This is a genomic window from Alteromonas sp. NFXS44 (assembly GCF_040148705.1).
In the GTDB taxonomy this organism is placed as follows: Bacteria; Pseudomonadota; Gammaproteobacteria; order Enterobacterales; family Alteromonadaceae; genus Alteromonas.
The window spans coordinates 279,479-294,788 of record NZ_JAGDEA010000002.1; the positions used below are offsets into that span (position 1 = coordinate 279,479).

Below are 15,310 nucleotides of genomic sequence, written 5' to 3' on the forward strand. Positions count from 1 at the left end.
TATACGCGGTTACCGGCTGACCATGGATTACGTTAAATTCAGGATTGCGTTAAGTTTCGTCCAGTCCAGATATTCTTCACACATGCTGGCAAGCCGCGCGATTTCCCGTTCCTGTTGAACCTCGTAAGGCTCGGCTAAATCTGTTTTTAATCCTGCCCAGTCAATAATGTGCTGCAACGCTTCCGGCGAATCAAAAATGCCGTGTAAGTAAGTACCTGCTACCTGATTATCGTTACTTATACAGCCATCTTGTTCCCCATTTTTTAAAATGGCAAAGGGCGGCTGCCCCAGGGCAACCGTGCTTCTGCCTGCATGGATTTGGTAGCCGCTGACTGGAATGCCATTTGCCTGATGTAAATAAAGATGCCCCTCGTCACGGGTCAGTTGTTTTTCTTTTTCAAGACGGGTGGAGACGGGTAGAAATCCCAGTCCCTGACTGCTGCCGGCTTTATCTTCGATACCGTCCGGGTCGTGAATATCGGTGCCCAGCATTTGATAGCCGCCGCAAATTCCCAGCACTTTTCCCCCGTAGCGCAGATGCCGGTTAATATCATTGTGCCAGCCACACTGGTGTAACAATGCCAGATCGCCGCGAACATTTTTGCTGCCCGGTAAAATGATGAGGTCAGCCGGGGGTAAGGGACTGTGCTGTGGCACAAACTGCAAATTGATTTGCGGGTGGGTGCGTAACATATCAAAATCTGTATGGTTGCTGATGCGGCCGAAAACCGGCACAACCACCTTCAGAATCGCCTGTTCAGGGTTTATGTGCTGACTGGCCTGAATTGCATCTTCAGCGGCCAGTTGCAGATTATGCAGATAAGGCAACACCCCCAGAACCGGTTTGCCGGTTTCTTTCTCAAGCCATTCCAGCCCGGATTCCAGCAAGCTGATATCGCCGCGAAACTTGTTGATTACCAGACCGCATATTCTTTCACGTTCACTGTCAGACAACAGTGCACGGGTGCCCACCAGTTGCGCAAACACGCCACCCCGGTCAATATCGGCAACCAGAATAACCGGACAATCGGCGGCTTCGGCAAAGCCCATATTCGCAATATCACGGTCGCGCAGGTTAATCTCTGCCGGACTGCCTGCACCTTCAACAATCACCCGTTCATACCTAGCGGTGAGTCTGCGGTGCGATGCCATGACGGCTTCCATAGCGATGGTTTTGTACTGGTGATAGGGCGAAGCCTGCATGTTGCCAATGGCCTTACCATGCACAATTACCTGTGCGCCTGTGTCGGAAGATGGCTTGAGCAGAATAGGATTCATATCGGTGTGCGGTGCAATGCCCGCTGCCAGTGCCTGCACTGCCTGCGCACGGCCAATTTCACCACCTTCTGCTGTTACCGCGCTGTTTAAGGCCATGTTTTGCGGCTTGAAAGGGGCTACGGTGTATTGTCTGTTCTTCAGACACCGGCACAGGGCGGCAACCAGCATACTTTTTCCGGCATCGGAAGACGTGCCCTGAACCATTAACGTGGTATGACTTTTATATCCCATTTATCTGTCTGCTCCGTATACAGCCGGTGGCGGTACGCCAATAAACTGAATGGCTGGAAGGGCATCAGCATAACCGCCAATGGTTATCCGGGTCAGACTACCGTAGCCGATCGTCAGGTGTTGATATACGCTGGCCTGTTGCCAGTCGATATTCAGTAACCGGGCGATGATCTGGCGAATCACACCGCCATGGGTGACAACCAGACAATGTTGACCTTTTACATCATGCAGCAGGGTATGCCAGGCATCCATCACACGCTGATGGAATTCAGCAAGGGGTTCTCCTCCCGGCAGCGGACAGGCAACCGGTTGTTGCCAGAACGCTTCCATTGCCGGCCACTTATCTCCTGCGTCATCAAACGGCAGGCCGTCCACGTCACCAAACCGGCATTCTGCGATGCCGGACATCAAAGACATCGGGACTGTCAGGGCCTCACTTAATGCCACAGCACCTTTGCGGCAGCGCTGCAAAGGAGAGGAAATGAGCCGCTCTGCGCCGCTGAATTGAGGCACTTGAGACATCATCTGCTGTAAACCGTTGTCACTGAGGGGCACATCGGTTTCGCCGTAAAGTGCCGGTTTCCCTGCTACTTCGCCGTGTCTGAGTAAGTCGATTGTGGTGGTCACTGTCCGGTTCCTTTTTTCAGTGACAGGGGCAGGCCGGCAGCCACAAAGGTCACGTTGTCAGCCGCTGCAGCCACCGCCTGATTCAGCCAGCCGGCGAGATCCACAAACCGGCGGCTGACAGAATCGGCAGGAATGACACCAAGACCCACTTCATTCGCCACCACGAAGGTGGGGCCGGTACGGGTACTGAGTACATCTGTAAGTGCGCTGAACAGTGCCGTAAAATCTTGATCCGGGTAATGATACAACTGGTTATTGAGCCACAGTGTCAGGCAATCGCTAAGCACGATATCGTCTGCAGGCAGTGCAGCCAGCGCCTCTGCCAGCAACAGCGGCGCTTCGACGGTTTGCCAGTGTGACGGACGGTCCTGGCGGTGGCGCGCAATACGTAACTGCATTTCTTCATCAAGGGGCGTCGCTGTGGCGATGTAGTGAACTTGTTGCACACTCTGTGCAGCGGCTTGTTCTGTAAGAGTCTGTGCGTAGCGGGATTTGCCTGAACGGGCGCCGCCGGTAATAAAATGGATCACAGGGTACCTCCGGCTACGGCTGCGAAGAACAGATAAATCAGCAACTCCTGGCATTGTTGCGCTGCGCCGAGGGTATCACCGGTAAACCCCTGAATGTGTTTTTGCATACGATTTTTCAGCACACTGCGCATCAGCAGGCAGGCCGCAATCAATAGCAGACTGTGTGCTAACGGAATAAACAGCAACATCAGACCGCCGGTAATAAACAGAAATGCCATTGAAGCTGTATCGTAAGGCACTGCAAACGGCATGCTCTTACTGGCTTTACTGCTGAGATCGCCGGTGGCATAGGGAAGATGCTGCACGTGGCTTAGCGCGAATGCGCGGGAAAGCGGACAGGCGGTCAGTAGTGCCGGGAGCAGCGCATCCTGTGCAGCCAGTACCGACAGCAGTAACCATTTACCCACCAGTGCGCCGGTGAGTGCGCAAACACCGTAGGTACCCAGCAGGCTGTCTTTCATAATTGTCAGTTTGTGTGCTCTGTCCCGGCCGCCGCCGAAGGCATCGGCCGTATCGGCAAGACCGTCTTCATGAAAGGCACCGGTGATCATAAGGCTAAGTGCAATCATCAGAAAAACACTGATTTCAGGGGCAAAGACTAACGACAGCACACTGTAAAAAGCATAGAGAATAAGGGCGACAAGCCAGCCGGTAAGCGCAAAGTATTTACCGGCATCGTGCATGGCTTCGTCGCTGTAGGCTACATATTTGCCCACAGGGATACGGGTGAAAAAACTTAACGCCAGCAGAAAGCTGGCAGTATGCCGGTTAAACCCGGAAATACGATGACTCATTTACAGCACCACTTTCGCACTTTCAAAAGAGGCCATGTCGTTATAGAAGGACGCAGCAGCTTTTAACAGTGGTAAGGACAACGCCGCGCCGGTGCCTTCGCCCAGCCTCAGGCCTAAATCCAGCAAGGGCGTGGCATTCAGTTGCTCCAGCACAAACTTGTGCCCCCGCTCCGCTGAGCAGTGACAAAACACCATATAATCCCGCACTTCGGGGGCAATTTTTGTCGCCAGCAGCGCCGCAGCAGAGACAATAAATCCGTCGACCAGAATGAGCTTGCCCGCCTGTGCGGTTGCCAGCATTGCGCCTGCTATCTGCCCGATTTCAAAGCCGCCGGTGTGAACCAGCGCCTGTTCAGGACTGACGGGTAGATTCCCGCAGGCAGTTTCAGTTCTGGTCATTGCCTGTTCCAGTAAGTTTTGTTTCACCGTTAACTGAGAGTCGTTAATGCCGGTGCCTTTGCCGGTCAGATTTCTAACCGGTTCGCCGGTGAGCGCGCTGATCAGAGCGGCTGCCACACTGGTGTTGCCAATGCCCATTTCGCCAAAGCCCACCACATTGCAGCCTTTACCGGTAATGCATTTAGCCACGTCAGCACCATGCAGGATGGCCAGTTCGGCCTCCATGTCAGACATGGCCGGTTGACGTGAGATGTCATGACTGCCGGAAGCAACCCGTTTAACAATGTAATCTTCATGGGATACCGGGAGTGCTTTTATCATCCCGCAATCTATGACTTTCAGAGCCAGCCCGTTAGTGGCACAAAAGGCATTGATGGCTGCGCCGCCATTGAGGAAATTCAGCACCATCTGCTGAGTCACAGTCTGCGGGGCAATACTGATATTATGGGCAGCAATACCGTGGTCGGCAGCGAACACCAGCATGGCCGGTTGAGTAATGTAGACGGGTTGAATCGTTCCCTGCCATTGCATCAGCGCCAGTTGCAACGCCAGTGACTCCAGTTGGCCCAGTGCTCCCGGCGGCTTGGTTTTGCCATCTATATGCCCGCGGATCAGCGGTTCCGGTTCGCGGTTTAATGGCGGGACTGACCAGAATGTACTTTCAAATATCGACATAAATTATGACTTGTCCTCAGGTCTGACGCTGTCGCATGACCAGCAGAAAGAAAACACTGCCGATGGCCGACGTGATAATACCGATGGGAATTTCCCTTCCGGTAAAGGCTGTGCGGGCGAATACATCTACCCACACCATGAAAAATCCGCCGAGCAGCGCGCAACCAATGAACAGGGTGCGGCTGGTGACGCCCAGCCAGTGCCTGACAATATGCGGGATCATCAGCCCCACAAAACCAATGCCACCGCAGTAGGAAACAATGGCAGCTGTCAGAGCGGCGCACAGCAGTAAACATAAAACGCGCATCCTGGTGACGTTCACGCCCAGTGTGCGGGCGCTTTCATCGCCCAGCAGCAATGCATCAATCTGCGGTCCGTACAGGTACAACACGCCGGTACTTGCTGCCACAATCAACAGCATGGCCCAGGCATACCAGCCTTCCACCCGCGCCAGCGAACCCATGAGCCAGAACACCACCTGGTTGGCAGCGAAAGGGTCACCGACAAACAGTAAAAACTGGCTGAGTGCACTGAGCATGAAAGACACGGCAACACCTGCCAGTAACATGTGTTCTATGCGTCTGCCGAAAGTAGTGTGTGACAACACCTGCACCAGCAGAACAGCCAATACCGCTCCGGCTAATGCAGATGCGGGCAGGGCGATGCTGTATATTTGTGCCGGAAAACCGGCTTCGCTGCCGGCAGGGCTGATAAACAGCAGGGCGGCAACGGCTGCACCGAGTCCTGCGCCTGCAACAACACCGAAAAGATAAGGATCGGCCAGGCCGTTCCGGGTGACATTCTGCAGTGTTGCGCCGGCTACAGACAAACCTGCACCAACAAGAAAGCCGGTGAGTACGCGGGGAGCACGAATTTCCATAAAAATCGCCTGATCAACCGGATCGGCACATTGTGCGAATACGCACTGAAAAATAGTATCTGCGGATAATGATGCTGCACCAAAAAACAGTGACAGAACAGGGGCTGAAAGTGCCAGTAATACCAGCAGGATCCATTTAAACTTCATGGGATTGTCCTGAATGCTGTTGCCATTGATGCTCAGTATTTTGTGGCATGAACTCTACGCGGGCAGAGCCGGGTGAATGGCCTTTATGGACGGTACAGGGGATCCTGAATGTGTCACTCAGCCGTTCTGCTTCCAGGACCTGTTCCGGTGTGCCGGTGGCAATGGCTTTACCGTTGTTGAGCAAAACAACGTGATCGCAGTAGGCGGCAGCCAGATTTAAATCATGCAAACTGACAATCACGGTTTTCCCGTGTTGCTGACAAAGACTGTGCAGCAAATGCAGAACCTGGTGCTGGTAATACACGTCAAGGTGATTAACCGGTTCATCCAGCACTAATAGTGATGCGCCCTGTACCAGAGCTCTGGCGATAAGACATCGTTGTTGTTCACCCCCGGACAACTCACTGAAAAACTGGTCCCGTTTATCGCTAAGGCCTACATCGTTCAGCGCGCAGTCCACCACCTGCATGTCGGCTTTGGTGTAACGTGATAGCAGGTTTTTATGAGGCAGAAGACCCATGGTCACCACCTGGCGGCTGGTCAGGGCAAATACAGTATCGTTTACCTGATTGACCACGGCGATTTGTCTGGCCAGTGCCTGAGGAGAAAGGGTATTAAGGTGCTGGCCCTGCCATAAAACCTTGCCTTCACTTTGCCGCTGGCCGGTGAGGATTTTCAGTAAACTGGTTTTGCCCGCCCCGTTGGGGCCCAGAACACCATGAAACTGACCGCCGCAAAAGGAAAGAGTCATATCATCAAGAATGACTTTGTCACCGGCTTGTAACCGGATGGCTTCAGTTTGTAAAGCCGTGGTTGTGGTCATGGTGTTCTGCCGCGTCAATCCGGGCGCAGGAGAAAACACCGGTCAGAACCGGTACAGGCAAGGTCTCCTGCCAGAAGATGTGGCAGAGACAGTGTCACTGTCTTCGTGTTTTCCCGCACGAGTTAAGTATTTAAATGGTTATATTTGCACCATGATGTCTGTCAAAAGGCGCAAGGCCGGAGTTTGGTATCTGACTTTGCTGACAGGCAGCATTACAGTTGCGGGTACAGTTCCGGATTTTCACCGGATTCCCAATCAGGCTGCTCATTATCTGATGAGTACAGCACCTCCGGAACGTGTGCCGGAGTCTAGCAAGTTTTCTGCTGGCTGACGAGTTCGCTGATACATATATCAACGATTTACCTGGCCGTTGATGCCACAATACTTTAGGTGAGAAAACGTATGACAGAAGAAACGCCTGTATATGACCTGTTTCAATAAAATCGCATTTGCAGGATGCAGATTACTTATTCTGCTGATATATTTTCATTAACACGCTTTAATGATGGCCTGGTCGTTCCACTCCGAAGGATTGCCGGATTTCCACATACCTCTCGGCTACTCTATGCTTTCAGGCGGGTGGCTTACAGACAATAAAAAGGTAGGTATATGTCAACACAAAACGCGCTTCTCACGATTCTTGTTGAAAAGATTAATAACGATACACTGGTACTGCCCACTTTACCGGCCATTGCGCTGAAAGTCCGGAAGGCAGCAGATGATCCGAACGTGAATCTGAATGCCATGGGAGACGTTATCGGCAAAGATCCTTCTTTAAGTATGCGGATGATTAAGATTGCCAACAGTGCATACCTGGGCCGTACAGTTAAAGTCACATCCATTGGTCAGGCGGTAACCCGTATCGGCCTGCGCCAGATTAAAAATATTTCCACTGCTCTGGCAATGGAACAATTGTTCGTGTCTAAGAATGATGTCGTTGCCAAACACCTGAAAAAAGAATGGGCTTCAACGGTTAATGTAGTGGCCTATTCTATGGCGACGCTGCAGCTTTACATCAACCGCACGAAGAACCGTGAGCTGAGCCTGGACACCATGACCCTCGCTGCACTGGTGCACAATATTGGCGTACTGCCTATTCTCACAGAAGCGGAACGCCACGAAGAGGTGTTTGCGAACCCGACCTTCCTGAATGTTGCCATTGATAAGTTGTCCGGCCGGATTGGCGGCAGCATCATGCGAGCCTGGGATTTCAGTGATGATTTCACCGTGGTAGCCGAGCAATGGCGGGATCTGTCAGTCATACCGGAGAAGCTGTCTTATCTGGATTTTGTCCGTGTCGGTGCAGCGCTGGCGGGTAAAATGGAAGGTCAGAAAGATGCCGTTTTGAATCTGGCAATTCAGCGTGGCGTAATTGAAGACATTAAAGAACTGACCACTGACGAATATAAAGAAATGTGTGTTAACGCCAAGCAAGTCTTCGCCTGAGCTTAACCGCAATACCCGACCGGCAGCGCTGTTGCCGGTCTGAATCTTCCGCTCATCTCTGACAACATCCACGTCCATTCTCACTTTTTCTGTTCATAATCCTGTTCATTCGCTTACGGGTATTCCTTTTATCCCGGACAAAGTCGTTTTCAGGTGAACGATGAATTTGTTTGTACGCTATAGCGCACGGTGATAAACTTTGTTACCTTTATTGTGCGTTATAGCGCACATTTAAATTGACGGAGAATATCGTGTCCACATCATCACTTCTCAGGCTGAGCCATATAACTGCCGGACTCACCGCTGTTATTGTGGGGTACAGCAGTGCAGTGGTGCTGGTAATAAAGGCTGCTCAGGCTTCCGGAGCAGATGCGGGCATGATTGTCAGTTGGTTGCTGATGCTCGGGTTGGGTATGGGCATCACCTGTATCGGCTTTTCCTGGTTTTATAAGGTGCCGGTGGTTACGGCATGGTCCACGCCGGGCGCTGCTTTTCTCATTGGTGCTGCAGGCGGATTTTCGCTGGCAGAAGTCATCGGGGCTTTTGTCATCGCGGCATTGCTGGCACTTATCGCCGCCCGGAGCCGCTTTATTACTAAGCAAATTGAGCGCATCCCGTCTGCGGTGTCTTCGGCCATGCTGGCGGGCATTCTACTGCCGGTATGTTTGGGCATATTTTCTGACGCGCCGGAGCATCCGCTTCTGGTGGTTATATTTATCAGTGTGTATTTGCTGGGTACGGTGTGGTTTCCCCGCTATAGCATGCTGATATTGCTCGCCGTGGCACTGGTTGCTGGTATGTGGGTGGCCGGTGAGCCTGTAATGGCGTTTGAGTGGGCCTGGCCGGTGCCTGTATGGGTCGCCCCGGAATTTACCCTCTCAGCGACTGTGAGTCTGGCTGTTCCGTTATTTCTTATTACGCTGCTATCGCAGAATTTACCCGGCATCGCTATTTTAAAAAGTTATGACTACAAACCGGATGTGAGACAGGTTCTGTCAGGGGTGTACGTGGTCAATCTGATCACTGCACCTTTCGGGGGGTTTGCACTGAATCTGGCTGCCATTACTGCGGCGATTTGTATGGGGGAGAACGCGGGAACAGACCGGCAGCAACGTTATAAGGCCGGAATCATGGCCGGTGCAGGTTATATACTCTTTGGTGTACTGGCTTCGCTGGTGGTGTATTTGTTCAGCCAGATGCCGCTGGTGGTTGTACATCTGCTTGCCGGACTGGCTTTATTCAGCACATTACAGGCATCATTGATCAAGGCGCTGGATGATCAGGCTCATCGTAAAGCAGCTTTGTTGACTTTTCTTTGTTGTGCATCCGGCATCACTGTGGCTCAGCTTGGGGCTCCGGTGTGGGGATTACTGGCTGGTTTATGCGTGCTGGGGCTGGATAAACTGCAGGCCCGCATCAAATCAAAGCGGGCCTGAGCTGGGTAAGCTTAACGTTATTCGTCGTTGAGCTTCAACGTGGTGCGCATGAAATCGAGGAACTGACACAGTTCGGCTGACATCAGTGCAAACTCTGCATCCATTCGGGCTTCAACCTGATCTTTAGGAATATCTTCAGATTCTTCTTTTAAACGGTCAGTAAATTTCACCCTTTTAAATGAACCGTCTTCCGCAATGGTCGCTGTGAGTACTTCCTGCCAGGCGAAGCCGACTTTCTGAACCAGCTTGCCGTTGTCCAGGTGCATAGTGATTTCTTCGCTGTCCAGAGGCTGGTTTTTACATCGGATCACACTTTCCAGATCGTCGGTCGACTTCAGCTCTGCTTCTTCAAGCAGTTCAATACCTTCCGGCGCGCCATCTGTCAGCCAGTGAGTCAGCTCTGATTGCAGGCTGCGGCGGGCCAGTGGTACGACAGGCAGTGACGAAATGGCTTTACGGACCAGAGCGAGCCAGGCTTCAGCTTTACCGTCTGCAGACGCGTCTATTACGACCATTTTTTCAGGAATAGAAATGAAACCATGGGTGTACGTGTTACGCACAAATGCCTGTGGCAGCAGTTGGAAAATGATTTCCTGCTTCAGATCCTGCTGTTGTTTTTTGCCCACCGGTGAACCGGTTTCCGCTTCAATGTGTGCGACCTTGTCAGCCAGTTCAGCATTGACCACTGAAGAGGGCAGGATTTTTTCCTGTTTCTTTACCGTGATCCAGTAGCGTTCCTGCACTTTGTGGAACATCACACCTTCTTTTCCGGCCTGAGAAAAAGGCGAAGCAAAGCCCATAGTGGCGGTGTCCTGTTTACCACAGGGACGGAAAGCGTTATCCATCAGCATACGGCTGAGATCATCATCGTCCAGAGAAAGTGGTTGAGTAAGCTGATAGGCTTTGAGGTTTTTGAACCACATAGAAAATACGTCCTGATCCAGATTGTTTTTATTAAGGGCGGCAAGCGTACCAATGCCAGCGTTTTGCTGCAACGCCGGGCTGTGGTTTTTAGTAAAGATCAGGCGTGTTTATCAGGGAAGCGGATAACGTAGCGGAGGCCTTTTTCCGGTTCGCTGAAGGCTTCAATTGAACCGTCCAGCGTCTGGGTGACCAGGTTAAACACGATATGTGTGCCCAGGCCACTGCCACCCTGGTTTCGTCGGGTTGTGTAGAAGGCGTCGAATAAATGAGTTAAAGCCTCTTTACTCATTCCTTTACCATCATCCTGATATTCCATCACGATATGACCGCCATCACGGGACACGGCCAGCGAGATATGCCCTTCTTCTATATGCTCAAAGCCGTGCATCAATGAGTTGATCATCATATTGGTGACAATCTGGGCAATGACGCCGGGCGCGCAGAGGATCTCAAGATCAGCGGGACACTGAATATTGACCTGATGTCTGGTGTTCTTAAAGGTAGGCTTCAGCGATTGTAAGATTTCATGCAGGTAGCTGTTCAGATTGAAAAGACGCTCTGCTTCACTGGTTTGATCTACCGCGACCTGTTTAAAACTGGCAATAAGATCAGATGCCCGGTTCAGGTTACTCAGAAGCAGGGCGGACGCCTGTTCGGCTTCATCAATAAAAGCATTCATGGACTTGTTCGATAAGGTTTTGTCATCGAAGGCGGCCCTTAATGATACCAGGCGTTCATTCAGGTAACTGGCAGCGGTAACACTCACGCCGATGGGGGTATTAACGTCATGGGCGATACCGGCTACCAGACCGCCAAGTGATGCCATGCGCTCAGATTCCACCAGTTGATCTTTGATCAGATTGAGCATTTCCATATTTCTTGCCAGTTCGGTATTCCGCTTCCGCAATTCATCTTCAATGTACTGACGATTTTCGTTTTCCTGACGCAGTTCCCGCTGATTAGCGATGAGCTCATCTTTTTGTTGTTCAAGATCGAGCATAATTTGCGATAAGGATGCGGTTTTCTTGGCAACTTCCTGCTCAAGGATGAGGTTCTGATCATCCAGTTTTTTATTGGCCTGGCGCAGAGCTTCCCGGGTACCTTTCAGCTTTTCCTGGGAAACGACGAAGTCGTCGATAACCTGATTAAAAGACTGTTGCAGCATGCGTAGTTCGTTGTCTTCGCCATCTGTCACCTGAATTTTTGAATCTTCCGGATGTTCAGGATCGAAAGTCGTCATTTGCCCGGTAAGTTCAGCCAGCGGCTCAGAGAGCATATGTTTAAAGGCCGTCATGAACAGAAAAATTAGAAAAGCGGTTTTTACAATGGCATTACCTATAAGAAAGAAAATACCGACTTCGATGCGGCTGAGAATGATATCGAAACTGGAATAGAGCGTAACATCACCGACGAAAGATTCCCGTCCGGAAAATTCGAAGATGAGCGGGAAGCTGTAACTGAAAATACCGCCGGGGTGGTCCTGCATGATACCTGTTTGCACAGGGCTGCCGTTGCTCGGGATGGTCTGACCTTCATCGGCCACCAGATCGCCATTTTCATCCCGTACCTGCACGCCTTCAATGGTAGGGAGTTTAGTCAGGCCTTCTGCGATGATACGGGCCTGAACCTTGTTCAGTTCCCAGTTGGCCCGTGTCAGGCTTTCTGCAAAGGTATTTTTGAGGGTACGGAGTTCGCTTTCGATGTGATTTTTTGTACTCAGGTACTCAGTGAAAATTTGTCCCACCGTAACGATAAGTGTCAGGATGAAATACACCGACAGTACCCGCGTGAGCAGCTTGCGCGACAATCCTGTCTTAACTGTGGCCATCCAACCGTAACCTCACCGTGAAATCCTGATTCCTGCTACACAGAATAGGCGTAAAAGCTTGAATTAACAAGCGAGATGATATTCGACAACAGCATAAAAAACCGTAATCTCCTTGACACATAAATGTAATCGTTTTAATAAAACTGTCACAGTCCATCTTAATAATAGCGGCGTTTTGTTATGAGCAGGAAAATATCAATGTCCCGTACTGTCTTGATAGTGGAAGACGAAGCGCCAATTCGCGAAATGCTGAAATTCGTTCTTGAGCAATCAGGTTTTGATACCGTTGAGGCTGAAGATTTTGATGTGGCACAGCAGAAAATCTGTGAACCATATCCGGATTTGATATTGCTTGACTGGATGTTACCGGGTGGTTCCGGTGTCCAGCTGGCTAAAGGATTGAAGCAACATGAATTTACCCGTGATATTCCCGTTATTATGTTAACGGCACGGGGTGAAGAAGAAGATAAAATCCGCGGTTTAGATGCCGGTGCCGACGATTACGTCACCAAGCCATTCTCTCCCAAGGAACTTATCGCCCGTATCAAAGCGGTAATGCGACGTGTGACACCGACGTCCAGTGAAGAGCCCATTGAGTTTAATGGTCTGAAACTGGAGCCGATTTCTCACCGTGTTATGGCGAATCATGATCCGCTGGATATGGGGCCTACAGAGTTTAAGTTACTCCACTTTTTCATGACTCACCCTGAGCGGGTGTACAGTCGTGAACTGTTGCTGGATAACGTGTGGGGAACGAACGTCTACGTTGAAGACCGTACCGTTGATGTGCACATCCGTCGTTTACGGAAAGCCATTTCAAAGCACGGCCATGATGCGATGATTCAGACAGTACGTGGTGCAGGTTACCGGTTCTCCACCAAACTGTAATCTGACGGCGCACCGGCATACGTTGCGTGCGCCGCCCTACATTGTCACAATAGCCTTTCACATTAAAATAAGGCATTCAATTACATGTACTATCCTTTTTCCTGGCTGAGAAGCGCAATTCGCCTGCTGGCCTATTTGCTTGTCTTCGCGCTGGTAGGGTTGTACCTGGATGACATGTTATTCGCCATTACGCTTGGCGCGCTGGGGCTGCTTATTATTAACTACTGGCAGCTTTTTAAGCTCAACCGCTGGTTATGGCATAGCCGGAAAATGTCTCCGCCCACGGTCAGCGGCGTGTGGGAGCATATTTACGAAGGTATTTATTACCTCCAGCGGCGTAACCGCAATAAAAGGAAAGAACTCGGTGAGCTGGTAAAGCGTTTCCGTGAAGGGTCGGAAGCCTTACCTGACGCTGCTGTGGTGGTGGATTCCAAGGCCTGTATAATCTGGTGCAACCGGCTGGCAAGACTGGAAATGGGGCTTAAGTGGCCCGGCGACGCCGGCGCGCGCATTGATAACCTTATCCGGCATCCTGAATTTATAGAATATTTTCATGCCGGCGATTTCAGCCATCCTATCGAAGTACCCGCACCGGCAAACCCCAGTAAAACATTCGAATACCGGATTATGCCCTACGGCGAAGAGCATCTGTTGCTGATTGCCCGTGACGTGACCCGTGTTAGCCAGTTAGAAGAAATGCGTAAGGATTTCGTGGCAAACGTTTCACACGAATTACGCACGCCGCTCACCGTTATCTCCGGTTATCTGGAATTGTTACCGGATAATGAAGACAATCCCATGGTGACCAAAGCGCTCAAAGAAATGAACGCCCAGACTCACAGAATGCAAAACCTTATTGAGGATCTGCTGGTATTGTCACGCATTGAAGCCAGTTCGGAGCGTATCTACGAAAATAAAGTCAATATGCCTTCCATGTTCCGGCAACTGGAAAAAGAAGCGCAGACACTCAACGCAGAAAAAGGTCATACCATACGCTTCCATATCGACCCTGAACTTTGGGTTTTCGGGGTGGAAACAGAACTTCGCAGTGCCTGTTCTAATCTGGTGTTTAACGCTGTGCATTACACGCCGGCCGGGGGCGAAATTGATGTTTACTGGAAACGGGATGATCACGGCGCTTTATTTGCGGTGGTGGATAACGGTGACGGTATTGAGCAGAATCACCTTGCGCGGCTGACTGAGCGTTTTTATCGTGTGGATAAGGCGCGTTCCAGAAAAACAGGTGGTTCCGGTCTGGGGCTATCTATTGTGAAACACGTGCTCAGCCATCATAATTCGCAGCTGGATATCACCAGTACAGTAGGCGAGGGGAGTCAGTTTTCTTTCCTGCTGGACGAAGAGTTAATTACGGAGAAGTCATGAGCCAGTTTACGGCCTTAGTTCTGTTCCTTTGCTGTTCTGTTATCTTCCGGGCCCATGCTGCTGAGCCTGTACCGGAATATACCCGCAGCCCGGGCGTGGCAGGGAAAATTACCTCCGTAGGGTCTGATACGCTGGCCAACCTGATGACCCTGTGGTCGCAGGAGTTCATGGAAATGTATCCGCAGGTGAAGTTTCAGATCCAGGCTTCCGGTTCTTCTACTGCGCCGCCGGCACTGACAGAGGGCACGGCGACGATTGGCCCCATGAGCCGTGAAATGAAACCTTCTGAAATCCGTGATTTTGTCCGTGAGCATGGTTATCCGCCAACGGTGCTTAAGGTGGCCATGGATGCCATTGCCATTTTCGTCGAGCGTCGTAACCCGGTCGAGGGCCTGACACTGGAACAGGTTGACGCCATCTTTTCTGAAACCCGTTATTGCGGCGCCGGTTCACCGGTGACAGACTGGTCTGAGCTTACCGGTAATTCAGCAACCAGCCCTTCTCCAATTCGCCTGTTCGGGCGAAATTCAGTTTCCGGTACTTACGGCTTGTTTAAACTTATGGCGTTATGTGACGGAGATTTCCGTACCACAGTGAATGAACAGCCCGGTTCTGCTTCCGTGGTACTGTCGGTTGCAACCAGTCAGCATGGAATGGGGTACGCGGCCTACGGTTACAAAACCGCTGGTGTAAAGGCGCTCTCAATTGGCGAAAGCCTGGATTCACTGGTGCCCCTGACCACAGAGACTGTACGAAATGAAACCTATCCTTATGCCCGCTTTCTCTACCTGGTGGTGAATAAAGCACCGGGAAAACCTCTGCCCACACTGGAGCGGGAGTTTCTGAAGTATGTACTGTCAAAACAAGGGCAGGTGCAGGTTCAGCGTGACGGCTATTTTCCTGTCAGGGAGGATGTATTACTTCGCCAGCGCCGTCTTCTGGACAATGTACAGCGTTAAAAAACGCCGTGATGGCTGTCATTTTTCCTTCATACTTTCGTTTAATTGTTACCGGCAAATTC

The 15,310-nt window shown here is 51.1% G+C and carries 14 protein-coding genes and 1 riboswitch; of the genes, 5 read left to right on the top strand and 9 right to left on the bottom strand.

The window, feature by feature from the left end; genetic code table 11:
* Positions 1–27: 27 nt before the first annotated feature.
* The 7 genes from J3369_RS04405 to J3369_RS04435 are packed head-to-tail and all read right to left on the bottom strand — an operon-like array spanning position 28 to position 6,384.
* Positions 28–1,509: a cobyric acid synthase gene (locus J3369_RS04405; RefSeq protein ID WP_349584244.1), complete on the bottom strand. Its 1,482-nt coding sequence runs from the start codon at positions 1,507–1,509 to the stop codon at positions 28–30.
* Positions 1,510–2,136, bottom strand: a complete 627-nt coding sequence (cobC, locus tag J3369_RS04410) for an alpha-ribazole phosphatase family protein (protein ID WP_349584247.1) — start codon at positions 2,134–2,136, stop codon at positions 1,510–1,512.
* Entirely contained in the window at positions 2,133–2,666 is a 534-nt protein-coding gene (gene cobU / locus J3369_RS04415) for a bifunctional adenosylcobinamide kinase/adenosylcobinamide-phosphate guanylyltransferase (RefSeq protein ID WP_349584249.1), read from the bottom strand. The genes cobC and cobU overlap by 4 nt, the downstream gene beginning before the upstream one ends.
* A complete protein-coding gene (locus J3369_RS04420; protein WP_349584252.1) occupies positions 2,663–3,460 on the bottom strand; it encodes an adenosylcobinamide-GDP ribazoletransferase in 798 nt (265 codons plus the stop codon). Before J3369_RS04420 ends, cobU begins: the two co-directional genes overlap by 4 nt.
* Entirely contained in the window at positions 3,461–4,534 is a 1,074-nt protein-coding gene (gene cobT, locus J3369_RS04425; RefSeq protein WP_349584255.1) for a nicotinate-nucleotide--dimethylbenzimidazole phosphoribosyltransferase, read from the bottom strand.
* Between the two features lie 16 nt (positions 4,535–4,550).
* Positions 4,551–5,561, bottom strand: a complete 1,011-nt coding sequence (locus tag J3369_RS04430; RefSeq protein WP_349584258.1) for a FecCD family ABC transporter permease — start codon at positions 5,559–5,561, stop codon at positions 4,551–4,553.
* The gene (locus J3369_RS04435) at positions 5,551–6,384 is read right to left on the bottom strand and encodes an ABC transporter ATP-binding protein (protein WP_303573731.1); all 834 of its coding nucleotides are present in this window, start codon (positions 6,382–6,384) and stop codon (positions 5,551–5,553) included. The genes J3369_RS04430 and J3369_RS04435 overlap by 11 nt, the downstream gene beginning before the upstream one ends.
* Positions 6,385–6,548: 164 nt before the next feature.
* A riboswitch (cobalamin riboswitch) is annotated at positions 6,549–6,690 on the bottom strand.
* Between the two features lie 303 nt (positions 6,691–6,993).
* Between J3369_RS04435 and J3369_RS04440 the strand changes: the two genes are divergently transcribed.
* Both J3369_RS04440 and J3369_RS04445 read left to right on the top strand, forming a co-directional pair.
* Positions 6,994–7,830, top strand: coding sequence for an HDOD domain-containing protein (locus tag J3369_RS04440; protein WP_119500121.1), 837 nt, complete (start codon positions 6,994–6,996; stop codon positions 7,828–7,830).
* A gap of 251 nt (positions 7,831–8,081) precedes the next feature.
* A complete protein-coding gene (locus J3369_RS04445) occupies positions 8,082–9,266 on the top strand; it encodes a benzoate/H(+) symporter BenE family transporter (RefSeq protein WP_349584262.1) in 1,185 nt (394 codons plus the stop codon).
* 17 nt (positions 9,267–9,283) lie between these two features.
* Here the strand turns inward: J3369_RS04445 and rdgC are convergent, their stop codons facing one another.
* Positions 9,284–10,189 (bottom strand): recombination-associated protein RdgC, encoded by a 906-nt coding sequence (gene rdgC, locus J3369_RS04450; protein ID WP_119503293.1) that lies wholly within the window; start codon positions 10,187–10,189, stop codon positions 9,284–9,286.
* Positions 10,190–10,287: 98 nt separating this feature from the next.
* A complete protein-coding gene (locus J3369_RS04455) occupies positions 10,288–12,018 on the bottom strand; it encodes a sensor histidine kinase (RefSeq protein ID WP_349584265.1) in 1,731 nt (576 codons plus the stop codon).
* Positions 12,019–12,216: 198 nt separating this feature from the next.
* Here J3369_RS04455 and phoB point away from each other — a divergent pair, with 198 nt between their 5' ends.
* From phoB to J3369_RS04470, 3 genes are all read left to right on the top strand, one after another.
* Entirely contained in the window at positions 12,217–12,906 is a 690-nt protein-coding gene (gene phoB, locus J3369_RS04460; RefSeq protein WP_119500123.1) for a phosphate regulon transcriptional regulator PhoB, read from the top strand.
* A gap of 84 nt (positions 12,907–12,990) precedes the next feature.
* Positions 12,991–14,289: a phosphate regulon sensor histidine kinase PhoR gene (gene phoR, locus J3369_RS04465; protein ID WP_119500124.1), complete on the top strand. Its 1,299-nt coding sequence runs from the start codon at positions 12,991–12,993 to the stop codon at positions 14,287–14,289.
* Positions 14,286–15,248: a PstS family phosphate ABC transporter substrate-binding protein gene (locus J3369_RS04470; protein WP_349584270.1), complete on the top strand. Its 963-nt coding sequence runs from the start codon at positions 14,286–14,288 to the stop codon at positions 15,246–15,248. Before phoR ends, J3369_RS04470 begins: the two co-directional genes overlap by 4 nt.
* Positions 15,249–15,310: the final 62 nt, after the last annotated feature.

Coding starts and splice junctions, on each gene's coding strand:
- phoB (WP_119500123.1), top strand. CDS start 12,217: ATGTCCCGTACTGTCTTGATAGTGGAAGACGAAGCGCCAATTCGCGAA.
- J3369_RS04405 (WP_349584244.1), bottom strand. CDS start 1,509: ATGGGATATAAAAGTCATACCACGTTAATGGTTCAGGGCACGTCTTCC.
- rdgC (WP_119503293.1), bottom strand. CDS start 10,189: ATGTGGTTCAAAAACCTCAAAGCCTATCAGCTTACTCAACCACTTTCT.
- J3369_RS04470 (WP_349584270.1), top strand. CDS start 14,286: ATGAGCCAGTTTACGGCCTTAGTTCTGTTCCTTTGCTGTTCTGTTATC.
- J3369_RS04440 (WP_119500121.1), top strand. CDS start 6,994: ATGTCAACACAAAACGCGCTTCTCACGATTCTTGTTGAAAAGATTAAT.
- phoR (WP_119500124.1), top strand. CDS start 12,991: ATGTACTATCCTTTTTCCTGGCTGAGAAGCGCAATTCGCCTGCTGGCC.
- J3369_RS04420 (WP_349584252.1), bottom strand. CDS start 3,460: ATGAGTCATCGTATTTCCGGGTTTAACCGGCATACTGCCAGCTTTCTG.
- J3369_RS04455 (WP_349584265.1), bottom strand. CDS start 12,018: ATGGCCACAGTTAAGACAGGATTGTCGCGCAAGCTGCTCACGCGGGTA.
- J3369_RS04430 (WP_349584258.1), bottom strand. CDS start 5,561: ATGAAGTTTAAATGGATCCTGCTGGTATTACTGGCACTTTCAGCCCCT.
- J3369_RS04435 (WP_303573731.1), bottom strand. CDS start 6,384: ATGACCACAACCACGGCTTTACAAACTGAAGCCATCCGGTTACAAGCC.
- cobT (WP_349584255.1), bottom strand. CDS start 4,534: ATGTCGATATTTGAAAGTACATTCTGGTCAGTCCCGCCATTAAACCGC.